Origin of the sequence: Gordonia namibiensis NBRC 108229, assembly GCF_000298235.1 — a bacterium.
Classification (GTDB): domain Bacteria; phylum Actinomycetota; class Actinomycetes; order Mycobacteriales; family Mycobacteriaceae; genus Gordonia; species Gordonia namibiensis.
Map to the genome: position 1 here is coordinate 1 of NZ_BAHE01000054.1, position 15,426 is coordinate 15,426.

Annotated in this window: 17 protein-coding genes; 11 read left to right on the top strand and 6 right to left on the bottom strand. The window is 67.9% G+C overall.

Annotated features, from left to right (window positions below; translation table 11 throughout):
- Positions 1–32: 32 nt before the first annotated feature.
- Positions 33–308: a DoxX-related protein gene (locus GONAM_RS19715; protein ID WP_006868513.1), complete on the top strand. Its 276-nt coding sequence runs from the start codon at positions 33–35 to the stop codon at positions 306–308.
- 4 nt (positions 309–312) lie between these two features.
- Here the strand turns inward: GONAM_RS19715 and GONAM_RS19720 are convergent, their stop codons facing one another.
- The 4 genes from GONAM_RS19720 to GONAM_RS19735 all read right to left on the bottom strand — a co-directional run bounded on the left by GONAM_RS19720 (position 313) and on the right by GONAM_RS19735 (position 4,578).
- Positions 313–1,605 (bottom strand): DUF58 domain-containing protein, encoded by a 1,293-nt coding sequence (locus tag GONAM_RS19720; protein WP_006868514.1) that lies wholly within the window; start codon positions 1,603–1,605, stop codon positions 313–315.
- Positions 1,605–2,642, bottom strand: coding sequence for an AAA family ATPase (locus tag GONAM_RS19725; protein WP_006868515.1), 1,038 nt, complete (start codon positions 2,640–2,642; stop codon positions 1,605–1,607). Before GONAM_RS19725 ends, GONAM_RS19720 begins: the two co-directional genes overlap by 1 nt.
- The gene (locus GONAM_RS19730; RefSeq protein ID WP_006868516.1) at positions 2,639–3,835 is read right to left on the bottom strand and encodes a DUF4350 domain-containing protein; all 1,197 of its coding nucleotides are present in this window, start codon (positions 3,833–3,835) and stop codon (positions 2,639–2,641) included. Before GONAM_RS19730 ends, GONAM_RS19725 begins: the two co-directional genes overlap by 4 nt.
- Positions 3,836–3,900: 65 nt before the next feature.
- A complete protein-coding gene (locus GONAM_RS19735) occupies positions 3,901–4,578 on the bottom strand; it encodes a DUF4129 domain-containing protein (RefSeq protein ID WP_006868517.1) in 678 nt (225 codons plus the stop codon).
- Between the two features lie 177 nt (positions 4,579–4,755).
- Here GONAM_RS19735 and GONAM_RS19740 point away from each other — a divergent pair, with 177 nt between their 5' ends.
- On the top strand, positions 4,756–5,145 hold the full coding sequence (locus GONAM_RS19740; RefSeq protein WP_006868518.1) for a nuclear transport factor 2 family protein: 390 nt from the start codon (positions 4,756–4,758) through the stop codon (positions 5,143–5,145).
- Between the two features lie 162 nt (positions 5,146–5,307).
- Here GONAM_RS19740 and GONAM_RS19745 read toward each other — a convergent pair whose 3' ends face one another.
- Positions 5,308–5,988, bottom strand: coding sequence for an SDR family oxidoreductase (locus GONAM_RS19745; RefSeq protein WP_006868519.1), 681 nt, complete (start codon positions 5,986–5,988; stop codon positions 5,308–5,310).
- Positions 5,989–6,141: 153 nt separating this feature from the next.
- Here GONAM_RS19745 and ggh point away from each other — a divergent pair, with 153 nt between their 5' ends.
- Positions 6,142–7,482 carry a glucosylglycerate hydrolase gene (ggh, locus tag GONAM_RS19750; RefSeq protein ID WP_040537050.1) on the top strand — a complete coding sequence of 447 codons (1,341 nt, stop codon included), beginning with the start codon at positions 6,142–6,144 and terminating at the stop codon, positions 7,480–7,482.
- A gap of 89 nt (positions 7,483–7,571) precedes the next feature.
- Positions 7,572–7,907, top strand: coding sequence for a hypothetical protein (locus GONAM_RS19755; RefSeq protein ID WP_006868521.1), 336 nt, complete (start codon positions 7,572–7,574; stop codon positions 7,905–7,907).
- A 75-nt stretch (positions 7,908–7,982) separates the two neighbouring features.
- On the opposite strand, the gene GONAM_RS19760 is transcribed toward GONAM_RS19755, so the two are convergent.
- Entirely contained in the window at positions 7,983–8,192 is a 210-nt protein-coding gene (locus GONAM_RS19760; protein WP_006868522.1) for a hypothetical protein, read from the bottom strand.
- Positions 8,193–8,462: 270 nt separating this feature from the next.
- On the opposite strand from GONAM_RS19760, the gene GONAM_RS19765 reads away from it, so the two are divergent.
- From GONAM_RS19765 to GONAM_RS19795, 7 genes are all read left to right on the top strand, one after another.
- The gene (locus GONAM_RS19765) at positions 8,463–8,846 is read left to right on the top strand and encodes a cupin domain-containing protein (RefSeq protein ID WP_005200607.1); all 384 of its coding nucleotides are present in this window, start codon (positions 8,463–8,465) and stop codon (positions 8,844–8,846) included.
- A gap of 9 nt (positions 8,847–8,855) precedes the next feature.
- A complete protein-coding gene (locus GONAM_RS19770) occupies positions 8,856–9,413 on the top strand; it encodes a dimethylamine monooxygenase subunit DmmA family protein (RefSeq protein WP_006868523.1) in 558 nt (185 codons plus the stop codon).
- Positions 9,410–10,414 (top strand): PDR/VanB family oxidoreductase, encoded by a 1,005-nt coding sequence (locus tag GONAM_RS19775; protein ID WP_006868524.1) that lies wholly within the window; start codon positions 9,410–9,412, stop codon positions 10,412–10,414. Before GONAM_RS19770 ends, GONAM_RS19775 begins: the two co-directional genes overlap by 4 nt.
- Positions 10,411–11,946, top strand: a complete 1,536-nt coding sequence (locus GONAM_RS19780; protein WP_006868525.1) for a heme-dependent oxidative N-demethylase family protein — start codon at positions 10,411–10,413, stop codon at positions 11,944–11,946. Before GONAM_RS19775 ends, GONAM_RS19780 begins: the two co-directional genes overlap by 4 nt.
- The gene (locus GONAM_RS19785; protein ID WP_006868526.1) at positions 11,943–12,932 is read left to right on the top strand and encodes a PDR/VanB family oxidoreductase; all 990 of its coding nucleotides are present in this window, start codon (positions 11,943–11,945) and stop codon (positions 12,930–12,932) included. The genes GONAM_RS19780 and GONAM_RS19785 overlap by 4 nt, the downstream gene beginning before the upstream one ends.
- A complete protein-coding gene (locus GONAM_RS19790) occupies positions 12,929–13,954 on the top strand; it encodes a heme-dependent oxidative N-demethylase family protein (RefSeq protein WP_006868527.1) in 1,026 nt (341 codons plus the stop codon). The genes GONAM_RS19785 and GONAM_RS19790 overlap by 4 nt, the downstream gene beginning before the upstream one ends.
- A gap of 62 nt (positions 13,955–14,016) precedes the next feature.
- Positions 14,017–15,378, top strand: a complete 1,362-nt coding sequence (locus GONAM_RS19795; protein ID WP_006868528.1) for an ammonium transporter — start codon at positions 14,017–14,019, stop codon at positions 15,376–15,378.
- Positions 15,379–15,426: the final 48 nt, after the last annotated feature.

A 15,426-nucleotide genomic window follows, 5' to 3' on the forward strand; every position in this document is an offset into this window, starting at 1 on the left:
CGAAACCAGCCCCACCCGAGAGGAACACCCGAATGGCCAAGAACGACAAGTCCCTGGACGCGGTCTCGCTGATCGGCGGAGGTCTCGCCGCGGTCGGTCTGACGCACTTCGTGAAGCCGGAGCTGTTCGCCCCCATCACCGCACCCGTGTTCCCCGACGACACCACGAAGTGGACCTACCGCAACGGCGCCTGCGAGACCGCGATCGGCGTCGCGCTGGTGTCCCCTCGCACCCGACGCCTCGGCCTCGCATGCCTGGCCGGTTATCTGGGCTTCCTCGGTTACCGCGGGGTGCAGGCAAAGAGCTAGTCGGCTACAGCAACCCGCGCGACTTGAGCAGCAGATAGTGATCGGCGAGCCGAGCGGGGAGCTTGTCCGGCGGGGCGTCCACGACGTCGACGCCGATCCGGCCGACAGCAGTGGCCGTTCGGTTCCGCAGGGTGACGGTCCGGGCCGCGGCCGCCGCGTCGTAGACGGCCTCCGGATTCTCCCGGGCCGCGATCATCTCCTCCAGCGCCGGATCGGCGACGGATCCGATGACGACCTTGTAGTGCTGCGCCAGGACCGACAGCGGCGGCAGCAGTGACTCTTCGACGGCGGCCGGTTCCAGTGGGGTCAACAGCACCAACAGGGCCCGCTGTCGGCTGATCTTCGCGACCTCCGCCCCGAGCATCGGCCAATCCGCCTCCAGCAGCGCCGGTTCGAGGTTCGCCATGGCGGTGACCAAGCTGTTGAGCAGCGTCGTGCGGACCACCCCGACCACCCGTCGGTGGACGCGTCGGTCGCCGGCGATGAGGTCGACGCGGTCGCCCGCATGCGACGCCAGCGCGGCGAGCAGCAGAGCGGCGTCCATCGCGGCGTCGAGGCGTGGGACGTCGCCGACACGACCGGCCGAGGTACGCGACGTGTCGAGCACGATGACGATGTGACGGTCCTTCTCGGGCTGCCAGGTGCGCACGACGGTCGAGCGGCGTCGTGCTGTCGCCCGCCAGTCGATGCTGCGGACGTCGTCCCCCTCGACGTAGTCCCGAAGGGAGTCGAATTCGGTTCCCTGGCCGCGTATCCGGACCGCCGACCGGCCGTCGAGTTGGCGCAGATGGGCGAGCCGTGAGGGCAGCAGGCGTCGTGAACCGAACGGCGGGAGCGCGCGGACCCGGCCCGGTAGCGGCATGCTGCGTTGCCGACCGGCGAGTCCGAGGGGGCCGAGGCGACGAACGGTCGCCCGCACCGCGAGCCGGTCGCCACGGCGCGTCGGGGTGAGAGTGGTGGTGACCGAGCGGGTGTCACCCGGGGGCACGGTGAGTCGATGGACCGTGTCGGTGGCACCGGCCGACGGTTGCCAGCTGTCGCGCAGGACGCCGCGGAAGGTGCCGGTTCCGGTGTTGGTGACGGTGATCAAACATGAGGTGGTCTCCCCGAGCCGGACCGGTCCGGGCACCGACCGTGCCAGGGCGACGGTCTTCGTCGACCCGGCGAGCACGAGGTCCAAGCACATCAGCAGTACGCAGAACAGCACCCACAGCACCGGGACGGCATAGTTCGGCCACACCAGGATCGGCACTGCGCCGAACAGCAGCAGGATCAGGAACCGGCCGGTGAGGAACATCAGCGTGGGACGGGGACCGAGTTCACAGCAGCGTCGAGGACCGAACCCACCGATACCCCTTCGAGTTCGGCCTCGGGACGCAGCGACAGGCGGTGCGCGAGCGTCGACTGTGCCAGCGCCTGAACGTCATCGGGGGTCACGAAGTCGCGACCGTTCAGCCAAGCCCAGGCACGGCTGGTCGCGAGCAATGCGGTCGCGCCTCGCGGACTGACGCCGAGCGCGAGGGACGGGGAGAACCGTGTCGCACGGGCGATGTCGACGATGTAGGCGGCCACCTGAGGTGCGACGCTGACACGCCGGACGTGTTCGATCCCGGCCTCGACGTCGGCGGCGGAGGCGACCGGCCGCAGTCCGGCCGCGGCGAGATCACGCGGATCGAATCCGGCCGCATGCCGGGTGAGGACCGTGATCTCGTCGTCACGGGGCGGCAGGGGCAGTGTCACCTTGAGAAGGAAGCGGTCGAGCTGGGCCTCCGGCAGCGGATACGTGCCCTCGTATTCGACGGGGTTCTGCGTGGCGGCGACGAGGAAGGGGCTGGGCAGGGGGCGGCCCACGCCGTCGACGGTCACCTGCCGTTCCTCCATCGCCTCCAGCAGCGACGCCTGCGTCTTCGGCGGGGTGCGGTTGATCTCGTCGGCCAGCAGCAGGTTGGTGAACACCGGGCCCTCACGGAACGTGAACTCCGAACTGGCGGCGTCGAACACGAGCGACCCCGTCACATCTCCGGGCATGAGGTCTGGGGTGAACTGCACGCGTTTGGTGTCGACGTCGAGCGCGGCCGCGACCGATCTGACGAGGAGCGTCTTCGCGACACCGGGTACGCCCTCGAGCAGGATGTGTCCGCGGCAGAGCAGTGCGATGAGGATGCCGGCGACCGCCGGGTCCTGTCCGACAACCGCTTTGGCGACCTCGGCACGTACCGCACCGAGCGCGGCGCGCGCGGTGTTCGACGACGAGGCGGGTCCGCTGTGCGGACTCTGCGGCGGCGCCTTCTCGAACGGACCGGGTCCGGAGGCGCGGGATGGGTCGACGGTCATGGTGTGTGTCGGACTTCCTTCTCGAGGGCGGTCAGTTCGGCCACGAAGAGGACGAGGCCTTCGTCGGTGGTGGGGAGCGGTCCGGCGAGCAGGGCGCGCACCCGGACGAGGTCGCGGCCGGTGACGGACACGACGCCGGTGATGATGGCGTGTACCGCAGGATCGGTCGTCTCCCCCTGGGCCACAGTCCTTTCCCATCCGGGTGTGGCCAGTTCGTCGGTGGCCCTCCCGGCGTCGTAGAGCAGGCCGAGGTACGAGGCGAGCGAGGTCAGTGTGTGAATTCGCAGCGCGGCGGCGGACCGTGCGTCGGCGCGGGCCTTGTGATACATCCGACCCCGCGCCTGGGTGGTCTCGATCGCCTTGACGACCGCGGGCAGCGGCTCGGTGACCAGCGCGCCGAACCGGCGACCCCGCCAGAGCATGAGGGCCAGGACCGCGAACGCGGCGAGCACGATCAGCGGCCCGATCGCCGCCGGGATGTCGGAGTCCTCGTCCTGCGTCGGCACCTCGTCGGTGAAGAACGGGACGTACCAGAGGATATCGTCGGCATCGGCGAAGAGCCGGGTGGTCACGCCGGCGTTGTCCCGGAGCGCGAGGTTGTCGTTGATCAGCATGTCGCCGCTGACGACCACGATCTCAGGACGGCCGGAGCCGGCCGGCAGGTACAGCACATTCGACGCGGTGCCGGTGGTGAAGCAGGACGTCGCACCCGGTGCGGAGGTGCTGTAGCCGATAGCGCCGCCGGTGATGATGTCGTCGGCGGCGATCTCGGCGGTGGTGCACCGGGCGGCCACGCCGGTCGGGGCTCCGCCGAACTCCAGCCGGACGGGAAGTTCGAGGAGCGACAGAGCGCTGTCCTGCGGCGCGATCAGGATCACCCGGTGTGCCTCGGACACCCGATCGAGGAACTGTTGCGCGGTACCGGGATTCAGCGCGCCCACCGATGACACGACGACCGTCGTGTTGCCTCCGGGGCGTGGTGCGCCGGTGAACTCGTCCAGTCCGCGTGCCTGACGGAGGTCGCCGCCGTGCTCGTCGATGATCCGGGCCAGCGCCCGGGCCCCCTGGGGCCGCGGGTTGTCGGGGTCGTAACTCACCCCGGGCCCGGGTTCCGCCCCGAACACGGTCAGGGCGGACACTCCGAGCAGACCGATCGCGCCGATCACGACGACGACCAGAACCACCACGAGCACCCAGATCCTTCGCGGCGTACCGCGCTTCGGCGGGGCGGGCGCGATCGACGGAGCACTGGTCGTCGTCATCGGGGCACCGCCAGACGATGCGGACCCGAGGTGCCCACCGCGGCCGGCCGGGTGGACGACACCGCACGTTCCAGCTCGAGCACCGCCCGCGCCGGTCCGGCGGCCGCGTGGCGGTCGCCGTATGCGATCGCGTCGAACAGGTCGGCGGCACTGCGCAGTTCGACGCCGTGGTCGGGGAACCGGGACACCAGTTCGGTGGCCACCTCGTGTGCGGTGAGAGACGGCTCATCGGCGAGCAGGCCTCGTTCGATGGCGCGCCGGGCGAGAGCACGCACCGCGGCGATGACACTGGCGTCGTAATCGCCCGCAGCGTAGAGAGTCTCGGCCTCGACACGGAGTTCCTTCGCCGATCGCGTACCGGACAGCACCACCTTGGCCGCGCTGGAGTCCGCGGTCTTCGGGACGCGCGGGATACGTCGAACCCGACGGATCACGAGCACGGCGAGGCCCACGAACAAAAGTATCGCGACCACGATGACGATGGCCCGGATCGTGTCCGAGCCACCGAACAAGTCCAGGATGTTGTCGGCGATCCACTCCCACACGCGGTCGCTGAACTCGTCCCACCACGACGGTTCCGGCGGCTGATAGACGTCCTTCGACAGCTCGTCCTCGGCCCAGCGTCGGGCCTCCTCGTTGCCGGGGTCCAGCGGAGCAGCCAGGATCGGGGTCACGGATACCGGCCTTTCCGCGCTGCTGCGACCTCGTCGTTTTCCCGGACTCGAGGCCGGAAGGGACTCTTGCGGCGAACGTATCAAAGAACCCTGCGCAAGCACCGCAAACATCCACCGGTCGACGGACCCGCGTGCTACGGTGCGGAACTAGAACACGTTCTAATTCCTGGAGGATTCATGACCGTCGAGCAAGCCGACCTCGCCGACAAGATCGACGCGGCGGTCGACGCCTACGTCGAGCTGCTGAACAACGGCACCGCAGAACAGATCGCCGACCTCTATGCCCCCGACGCGACGGTCGAGGACCCGATCGGCGCCGACATCCGCAACACCCGCGAACAACTCGTCGAGTTCTACTCGGTGATCACCGGCATGGAAGAGCGCACCGCGACCCTCAAGTGGAAGAAGGTCGCCGGCGACACTGCGGTCTTCGAGTTCACCCTCGTCACCAAGACCTCGGGTCTCGCCTTCGAGATCACCCCGGTCGACATCATGGTCTTCAACGCCGACGGCAAGGTGTCGTCGATGCGCGCGGTCTGGCGTCCGGAAGACCTGACCCAGCTCTGAGCTGCACCTACTCGCAGCCCCTCGCTGCCCAAGACTGCACGCAGGCGCGGCCCCCTCGCTGCCTGAGGCGCGAGGGACGTGAGCGACGATCCCTACTCGCTGCCTGAGGCGCGAGGAGCGTAGCGACGAGCCACGAAGGCCTGGTGAAACGACTTCCGCGATTCAACCCCGGCCCGTCGGCCGCAGCACGATGTCCTGCGGGTGGGCGTCGGCCGGGGTCTGGATGGCGTGCACGACGGCGGCGGCGACCGACTCCGGGCGCAGGAACTGCGAGGCGTCGTAGTCCCGGCCTTCGATGGCAACCAGTTCGCGCTGCATGTCGGTGTCGATGCGTCCGGGGTAGACCGACGTGACCCGGAGCGTCGGCTCCTCGGCGCGTAGGGAGTCCGCGAGTGCGCGTAGGCCGAACTTGCTTGCCGCGTAGGGCGCCCAGCGTGGCTTGGCCGACCGCCCGGCGCCCGAGTTGACGAAGACGACGTGCCCTTCTGCCTGCCGTAGCGCAGGAAGAAGGAGCCGCGTCAGTTCGGCGACCGCCACGAGGTTCACCTCGAGGACGTGATGCCATTCCTCGACCGGGGTGTCCGAGACGTGCTCGAGACTGCTGCCGACGCCGGCGTTGTGGACCAGAACGTCGAGCTCATTGATGGTCTCCACCGCCGCAGCGACCTCGTCGTAGTCGGTCAGTTCCACGGCGAAGGTGCTCGCGCCGTCGAGTTCCGTGGCGAGGTGGTCGAGTTCGGGCGAGGGGCGTCCGCCCAGCAACAGGTCATGCGTGGGGGCGAGTTGTCGGGCGATCTGGGCGCCGAGGCCGCGACTGGCCCCGGTGATCAATGCAGTGGGCACTCTGGCAACCCTACTGCGACGACTCGGATGCCGAAATCGTTCTGCCCACCACCCTTCGTTGGCCGAGTGGCGACGACCGAGCGGAGCGAGGCAGCCGCGTTTCGAGGCCACCTCGGTGAGCAGATGCGCTCGTCGCGGGGCACAATCGTCGGCGTGGCCAGGTACGGATTCACCCCAACGCAGCTGTCGGCACGTGCCGCTTATCTGCTGCGCGGCAACGACCTGGGCACCATGACCAGCGCGGCGCCCAAGCTGTACCCGCACATGTGGAGCTGGGACGCCGCGTTCGTGACCGTCGGTCTCGCACCGCTGTCCGTCGAGCGTGCGGTGATCGAGATGGACACCCTGCTCTCGGCCCAGTGGCGCAACGGCATGATCCCGCACATCGTGTTCGCCAACGGCCGTGACGGATACTTCCCCGGCCCGGCACGCTGGGAGTGCGCACGACTCGCCGAGTGCGCCCCCGACTTCCCGGACACCTCGGGCATCACGCAGCCGCCGGTCCATGCGATCGCGGTGCAGCGGATTCTCGACCATTCCCGACGCCACGGTCGCACGACGCGGGCGGTGGCCAACGAGTTCATCGACCGTCGGTGGAGTTCGCTCGTGCGGTGGCATCGCTGGCTGGCCCATGCCCGGGATCCCATGGGACGTGGCCGGATCACCATCTTCCACGGGTGGGAATCCGGCATGGACAACTCGCCGCGTTGGGACTCGGCCTACGCGAACGTCGTTCCGGGACTGGACCTTCCACCGTACGTACGCGCCGACCTCGACCACGTCACCGACCTGTCGATGCGGCCCACCGACCTCGAGTACGACCGGTACATCTGGCTCGTCGAGCAGATGAAGCGGGCGAACTACGACGACGAGGTGTTGCCGAACGTCATGAGTTTCGCCGTCGAGGACGTCTTCGTCAGCGCGATATTCGCGGTGGCCTGCGATGTGCTCGCGACGATCGGCGAGGACTACTCCAAGCCGCTGGCCGACGTCCGCGACCTGCGCGCCTGGGCCGATCGGTTCCGCGCCGGTGTCGTCGCCGCCGCCAACGACCGCAACGGTGCGGCACGGGATTTCGACCTGCGCGCGAACTCGTGGATCACCACCGAGACCATCGCCGCGTTCGCACCGCTCATCTGCGGTGGGCTCCCCCGCGACCGCGAACGCGCACTTCTGCGGCTGTTCGACGGTCCGCGCTTCTGCGGCCACCCCGACCTCCGGTACGTCGTCCCGCCGTCGACGTCGCCGATCTCCGCCGACTTCCGTCCCCGCGAGTACTGGCGCGGCCCGGTGTGGCCGGTAATGACCTGGCTGTTCAGCTGGGCGTTCGCGCGTCGCGGCTGGACCGAGCGGTCCGCGCGTCTCCGCGAGGAGGGTCTCCGTCAGGCCACCGACGGCTCGTTCGCGGAGTACTACGAACCGTTCACCGGCGAGCCGCTCGGCAGCATGCAGCAGAGCTGGACAGCGGCGTCGGTGCTCGACTGGCTCGACTGAGAGGCGATTCGACTACCTGAGAGGTAGTGGCTTGCGCGCGTTCCGGGGCGGAGTCTGGAGTCACGGCAATCCGTCTCAGGAGGTGTCCGATGACCACGGACTCGACCATTCACCGGAACCGAAGACCCCCACTGGGCGCGACCCCCACCGCCTCGACCCCGCGCTGGTTGGTGGCCGTGGCGCGATGCGACCGAGCGCTCTCGTCGTGGTTCATCGGGGCCGGCTTCTTCTTCGCCCCGCTCCTGCTGATCCTCGATCCCTGGCCGTTCGCGGTAACCGTAGCGTGGGTCGCGATCTCACTGTGCGGGTTGTGGCTCGGGCTCCTCGGGGCGTTCATGGCGGCCGGACTCGCCCGCGTGCTGCGTGCCGGTGACGTGATCCCCGACGAATTCTGGTCCGGGTTGCTCGACTACCGGCAGCAATAGGCGCGAGGAGCGCTCACATGTTCCGTTCGCGCTCACCCGATTTTCGTGAGCGCAAACGGATTACGTGAGCGGATCTCAGTCCGCCTGGACTCGCACCTGCATCATCGTCGCCGTCAGACCCAGCACGATCGCGGCCGCACCCCCAACGACCCACCACCACCGGCCATCCAGCCACCAGATGACCGTCAGCCACCCCATGCACACGGCGTAGAGGACCCCGAAGACGACGGCCCACACCGCCTTACGGCTCAGGGGGTTGCGAGACGAGCCTCGTTCGGTGCCCACAGTGTGCTCCTCCGTTTGGCACGACGCCGCAACAAGACCCAGGGTAGCCAGCACCGATATAGCCGTAGGTCCATCGAATGGTCGCCTAGCCGCCCGGCACTCGCCACGTAGCACACCATTACAGAGCCGTCACACTGCTGAAACACTCCACTTGTTTCATGACAGGGGTCAGCGTCCACTACCAAGAGTCATCACGAGCACGATGACCCGAGGACGCCGAACACGTACCCCGACGAGCGCGTAGCGCCCGAGTGAGCATGGAGGAGCATCGTGACGATCGAGAGTGCCAAGGCGTTGGAGTTCCGCGTGACCAGCGACGCCTGGAAGAACCTGCCGAAGATGCCGGAGACGGAGTACCCGGGCACCGAGGGCTTCATCGGTGACGTCTACGAGAACCCCGACGGCAGCCCGATGTGCAGCGGTTACTTCGAACTCCGTCACACCGACGAGCCGCTCTACTACGAGTACGAATACGACGAGATGAAGGTCGTGCTCGAGGGTGAATTCCTGTTGGAGAACAAGGAGACCGGGCAGAAGATCGTCGCCAAGGCGAAGGACGCCATCTTCTTCCCCAAGGGTTCGAAGATCTACTTCAGCACCCCCGACTACGCGCTCGCCTTCTACACCGGCCAGCGCGACGCCACCCTGCTCTGATCCACCGTCATGTCGCAGATCGCGTACTCCAGCGTGCCGGCGTGGGCGCGACCTGGTGACCTGGCCGAGACGACAACCCCCACACCGACCGGCAGTTCTTACCTGCTGGTCGGTGCCGGGGACGTCGCCGACGCACTGGGCCGCTGGGAGGCCCAGTGCCCGCCGCAGGTCACCACCCGAATCCACGGCGATGCCGACACCGCCGCCGACCTGCTCGCCACGGCACTCGCCGAGGCCACCGTCGGCGTCCGGGTATGGATCGTCGCCGACACGGGTTCGGCACTGCGGTTGCGCGCCGTCGCCGTGAACGCCGGACTCGAGGACGACGAAATCGAGGTGCTGACAACCGATTCCGATGATCGAACCGAAGCCGACGTCTTCTGCTCACACTGCCGGTCGGTGACCCGCGCCCGAGCGGCGATCGATGACGTCATCCCCTGTGTCGGTTGTCGTCGCGACCTGCTCGTCTACCACCACGTATCCCGTCGAACGGGGCAGTACCTGGGCTTCATGGTCGACGCCGAGACCGCGCAACTCCTGTCCACCGGTGAGGAGGTCGAACTGTGAGCATCACCGTCGCAGAACACGATCTGTCCGGTACCGCGGTGCAGACCCGCGTCGACCGGTTACCCACGATGCAACTCGTCGTGACCGCGCTCGACGCCGCCGTCGCCGGCATCCGCAGCATCACGCTCGCGGACCCGGACGGTCGCGCGCTCCCCGGTTTCGTACCGGGCAGCCATCTGGTGGTGCACGCGGGTGAGCACACCAATGCCTACAGCCTGACCGGCGACGGCACCAATCCCATGCAGTACTCGATCTCGGTCCTCAAGGTCGACGACGGCAACGGCGGATCCCGCTGGTTGCACGACGAACTCGTCGTCGGACACCTGCTGACCGTCGGGCTTCCCCGTAGCGCCTTCGCACCGATCGCCCGCGCCCGCAAGCACCTGCTGGTCGCCGGCGGGATCGGGATCACCCCGATGGTGTCCCACCTGCGGGCCGCCGTGCGTTGGGGACGCGACGTGCAGTTGCTGTACGTGTTCCGCGAGGAAGCCGCCGCCCACCTCGACGACGTCACGGCGCTCGCCCGGGCCCGTGCCGAACTGTTCACCGACCGTCTCTCGTTCACCGAACGTCTCGATGAGGCGCTTCGTGCCCAGCCGGTCGGCACCCACCTGTACGTCTGCGGACCGTCGGCGATGATCGACGCCGTCGTCGGTGCGGCGATCGCGGCCGGCTGGCCCGAGTCCCGAATCCACTTCGAGCGCTTCGGCATCGACGCACTCGATGCCGGTGACCCCTTCCGCGTCGAGCTCACCGAATCCGGCCGGAGCATCGACGTCCCGTCCGGGACGAGCATGCTCGAGGCCCTGGAAGAGGTGGGCGTCGAGGTCCCGAATCTGTGCCGGCAGGGCGTGTGCGGCGAATGTCGCATCCCCCTGGCCGGCGGATCACCCATCCACCGCGATCTCTACCTCAGTGCCGAGGAGAAGTCCGCCGGTGACGCCATCATGCCGTGCGTCTCGCGCGCCGCCGACGGTTGCACCCTGGAGGTTCCTCTGTGACAAGCACTCTCGACAACACGGCCGCCAAGACCTCGGCCGAGACCGAACTGATCGCCGGCTTCCCGTTCCCCTTCCTCGAAGACCGGTACCGGTACAGCACCAACGTGGAACCGGCCGAGCAACTCGTCACGACGCCGGCGGGTCAGTGGGGTACCGCGGTCGTCGACATCGACTGCGAGTACCGCGCCGAACTCGACCAGCGCGCGGTGATCCTCGCCGCCGATCCGACCCGCCATGCCGTACTCCCCCACATGGCCCCCGCCGCGTGGGATGCGATGTTCACCCTCATGCGCGAACTCGACGCCGCGTATCCGGAGCAGATGCAGCTGCGCTCGACGGGACCCGACGAATGGTTGTGGCGCAACGGCATCCTCGGGATCGAACAACACTTCCGCTACGGGGACGCGACCACTCTCCCCGACGAACCGTTGCGGTACATCACTTCTCAGGTCCAGGAGGACATCGCCCTCCTCGACCAGCGCAACGACCAGCTCTTCGTCGACGCCGGCGTGGTGACCTTCGCCGCCGACTGGAGTTTCGGCTTCGACGTCGGCATGAGCTTCCTCGAGATCCACGGGCCCGTCCCGCGGGTCCGCAGGGAAGGCGTCATCACCCGGGCCCACGAGTTCCTCAAGCGCCTCCAACCGCACCAGCCCTACCGGCGGACCAACTGGACACTCACCATCGATCGCCGCCTCGACATGTCGACGGAGCTCTACCCGGAGTGGGGCCCCGACCGCGAGACCATCCAGCTCGTCGACGACGCCGAGTTCGGTCGCCGCGTACACCTGCGCGTCGAGGTGCAACACCTGATCCGCCTGCCCGACTCGGGCGCGGTCATGTTCCTGATCCGCACCTACATGCTCCCCCTGGAGCAGCTGGCCACCGTCGACCCGTGGCGGCGTCGTGCCGCCGAGGTCCTGGCCGAACTGCCCGCGGACATGGCCGAGTACAAGGGCATCATCAAGTACCGGGATCGCGCGGCGCAGTGGTTGCGCGACGCCGCACCGACCCCGCCGGCACCGACCGGCCCGGGCATGCCGGTCTGGCCGGCCACTCCCCCGGCGATCGACACCACCGGGGCCGCTTTCCTCGTGGTCGCCATCGGCGACAGCGCCGAGAGCGCGCACGTCTCGCGCAATTGGGTCGCGGCGGCCGAGGCCGTCGTCGCCACCCGGCTGCTCGTGCTCGACACCCTCACCGACGAGCAGGATCGTGCGGCCCTCGACGCCGCACTCGGCGAAGCGCTCACCGGCACCCGCGTCCTCGTCACCGGCGGCCAGTACGACGTGATGACCGCCCTGGCGATCGCGCGCGACGCCGGAGCCGTCCCCGCCGAACTGTCGTCCTTCGTCGTCCACACCCGCGATCTGCCGCTCTACTGTGCGCACTGCCGCAACACCTTCCGCGTCGAGGGACGTGCCGGCGGGATCGTCACCTGTCCCGGTTGTGCTCGGGATCTGGAGATCCACGAGCACCATTCGCCGACGATGGGCAGCTTCCTGGCGTCGGCCGCGGGAGGTGATGCATGACGGCAGCAGCCATCCCCGCACACCTGCACCCGGGGTATGCGACCGCGCCACGTCCGATGCGCGTCGCCGCCGTTCGACGACTGACCGGGGACATCACCCACTTCCGGTTCGCACCACTCGACGACGCCCCACAGGTACTGACGCCTTACCAACCGGGTAGCCATCTCATCGTCACGGCCGGTGACCACCGTAACGCCTACTCGCTCGTCGACGACGGCATGTTCCCGAACACCTACGGCATCTCGGTCCTGCGCCGCGGCGCCGGTGGAGGCTCGGATTGGTTGCACGACAACCTCACCGAGGATGCGATCGTCGAGGTGGAGGGGCCCCGGTCGATGTTCGCGCCGGTCCTCGACCAGCGGGGAGCGCTGCTGGTGGCCGGCGGCATCGGCGTCACCCCGGTCTTGTCGCACGCTCGGGCGCTGGCGCGGGAGGGGCGTCGTGCCGACATCGTCTACTCCTACCGGTCCGGCAGCGGCGCCCACCTCGACGATCTCCGTGCGCTCGCCCAGCAACCCAACGTCACCCTGCACGAGGTCTCGGGGATCGACGCCACGACGGAACTGCTCGCCGAGAGATTCCGGTCGCAACCGCTCGGGACCCACGCCTACGCGTGCGGACCGGCCACCCTGCTCGACACCTACACACAGCTCGCCGCGCAGGCCGGATGGCCCACGGCGCGAGTTCATCTCGAACGATTCGCCGCACCCGAACAGGAGCCCGGCGACCCGTTCACCGTGACGCTCTCCTCGACCGGTGCCCGGATCGACGTCCCGGCCGGGGTGTCCCTGCTGCAACGACTCCTCGACAGCGGCGTCGAGGTGCCCAACCTGTGCCGCCAGGGTGTCTGCGGCGAATGTCGAATCCCCGTGCGGGCAGGCACCATCGAACACCGCGACCTCGTCCTGTCCGACGAGGAGAAGGCGCTCGGTGACGCCATGCTGTGCTGTGTCTCACGGGGCCAGAGCATCGAGGTGGACCTGTGACCACAGAAGCGATCCCGACCGCATCGGGCCGCGAGTACCTGTCCGGCCCGGTGGACCACCTGTCCAACCTGCCGTGGCCGTTTCCCGACGACCTCGAAGAGTTCTCCTACAGCGTCAACGTCGAACCCGCCCGCAACCCCCGTCGCACCCGTGGCGGTGAATGGGGAAGGCGCCTGGTCGATCTCGGCGGTGCGGAGTACCCGGAGATGATGGCCGAACGCCGCCGGATCCTCGACAACGACCCGTCACGCGTGCGGGTTCGCGCCGGTATGGAGGTCGCCTGCTGGGACCTGTTGCTCTACTACCTGCGCGACCTCGGCATCTCGTATCCCGACATCATGCACCTCGACGAGTACGGTGACGGCAGGTTCCACTGGCGCAACGAGATCCTCGGCACCGACCAGGAATTCGTGCTCGGCGACCCCGACTCGCTGCCCTACGGGCCCATGGAGTTCCTGGCGCGTGAGGTGCCCGACGACCTCCTGCTCGTCACCGAACGCGACGGGCGCCTGTACTTCGACGCCGGTGTGGTGACCTTCGCCGCGGCGTGGTCGGTCTCCTTCGATGTCGGTATGGACATGTACGAGATCCACGCCCCGGTCCCGCGCATGCTTCGCGAGGGCATCGTCGCCCGCGCCGAACAGTTCTTGCGCAATCTACCGGCGGATCAGGTGTACCGCAGGGTGAACTGGACTCTCTCGGCGTCGGATTCGCACAAGCTCGACGTCAGTCTCGAAGAGCTCCCGGCCTGGGCGGGTGACGTCCCGGGCATGATCGCCGACGGCGATTTCGGCAGAGCGCGCCTGCGAATCGAGCTCGAACACTTCGTCCGGTTGCCGATGTCGGGTGCCGTGACGTTCAATATCCGGACATTCATGGCCTCGCTGGAGGACGTGAAACGAATACCCGAGTGGGCCAACCAATTGGCGACCGTCATCGAGACACTCGGTGAGGACATCGCCGCCTACAAGGGATTCCTCGACTATCGCGACAACGTCGTCGCCTATCTACGCGGTCAATGACGCCCGTGAGCTGCTGGTGTAAGTAACCCGGACCTCAGAGTCTCCGAACCGAAAGATCGCCCATGGAACCGATACTCGCGGCTAACGCCGACCTGGCCTGGATGCTGGCGGCCTTCGTCTTCGTCCTGTTGATGTTCCCCGGCCTCGCCTTCTTCTACGGCGGCATGGTCGGCTCCAAGAACGTCCTGAACATCATGTCGATGGTCATCTCCACTCTCGGGATCACCGCTGTGCTCTATGTCGTCATCGGTTACGGACTCGTGTCCGGCCCGTCGGTGGGCGGTTGGGGCCTCATCGGCAACCCGACCGACTTCATCGGCTTGACCAATTGGTTGACCGACGACGCATCGGGGGCGACCCAAACGCTGTACTTCGCGGCCTGGTTCATCCTGTTCGCCGCCATCACCATCGCCATCGTGGCCAGCGGCGCTGCCGGCCGCATGAAGTTCTCGGCGTGGCTGGTCTTCGCGCCGATCTGGCTGCTGGTGGTGTACTTCCCCCTGGCCCACTGGGTCTTCTCGGCCGACGTCGACGACGACTACAAAGGCGGCTTCCTGCTGAACAAGCTCGAGATCGTCGACTACGCAGGCGGAACCGCGGTCCACATGAACTCCGGCGTCGCCGCGCTCGCACTCGCCGTCGTGCTCGGTGCCCGCAAGCGTCGCATGGAGCGTCCGCACAACGTGCCGATGACCATGCTCGGTGGCGGCATTCTGTTCTTCGGATGGTTCGGTTTCAATGGCAGCTGTGCCCTCGGCGCCAACTTCTTGGCCCAGTCGGTCATCCTGAACACCCTGCTCGCCGGGTCCGCCGGCATGATCGGCTTCGCGATCATCGAGAAGTGGCGTGAAGGTCATGTCACCTCGCTGGGCATCATCACCGGCGTCGTCGCAGGTCTGGTCGGTATCACCCCGGCGGCCAGCAGCATGGCCCCGCTCGGTGCCCTGCTCGTCGGCATCTTCGCCGCCGCGGTCGTCGCCTTCCTGCTCAGCTTCAAGTCGAAGCTGAAGGTCGACGAGACGCTCGACGCCTTCGCCGTACACGGCATCGGCGGCATCGTCGGTACCTTCTGCATCATCCTGTTCGCCACCGATGTCGCTCCGGCCGGCGTCCAGGGCGTCTTGTTCGGCGGCGATCCCGAGATCATCTGGCGTGAGCTCGCCGGTATCGCAATCACCTGCACCTACTCGTTCGTGATGACCTGGCTCATCGCGAAGGGTCTCGACAAGGTGATGGGGATCCGCGTCGACGACGAGACCGAGATGGTCGGCCTCGACACCGTCCTGCACGCCGAGACCGCCTACGAGATCCCCAGCGCGAGCGTCGGTCATCCGGGCGGCGGCCTGGGCTCGCTGTTGCCGTCGGCAGCCGCCGATTCGGTGGAGAAGTCGATGCCCTCCTCGACTCCGCCCGCGCAGGTCTGACCGCGCGGAGAAAGTGAGCAACGGCCCGGGGCCCACCGTGAGAACGGT

Excerpts from the sequence above, each read along its gene's own strand:
- GONAM_RS19715 (WP_006868513.1), top strand. The coding sequence starts at position 33 with ATGGCCAAGAACGACAAGTCCCTGGACGCGGTCTCGCTGATCGGCGGA.
- GONAM_RS19720 (WP_006868514.1), bottom strand. The coding sequence starts at position 1,605 with ATGTTCCTCACCGGCCGGTTCCTGATCCTGCTGCTGTTCGGCGCAGTG.
- GONAM_RS19725 (WP_006868515.1), bottom strand. The coding sequence starts at position 2,642 with ATGACCGTCGACCCATCCCGCGCCTCCGGACCCGGTCCGTTCGAGAAG.
- GONAM_RS19740 (WP_006868518.1), top strand. The coding sequence starts at position 4,756 with ATGACCGTCGAGCAAGCCGACCTCGCCGACAAGATCGACGCGGCGGTC.
- GONAM_RS19755 (WP_006868521.1), top strand. The coding sequence starts at position 7,572 with ATGACCACGGACTCGACCATTCACCGGAACCGAAGACCCCCACTGGGC.
- GONAM_RS19770 (WP_006868523.1), top strand. The coding sequence starts at position 8,856 with ATGTCGCAGATCGCGTACTCCAGCGTGCCGGCGTGGGCGCGACCTGGT.
- GONAM_RS19785 (WP_006868526.1), top strand. The coding sequence starts at position 11,943 with ATGACGGCAGCAGCCATCCCCGCACACCTGCACCCGGGGTATGCGACC.
- GONAM_RS19795 (WP_006868528.1), top strand. The coding sequence starts at position 14,017 with ATGGAACCGATACTCGCGGCTAACGCCGACCTGGCCTGGATGCTGGCG.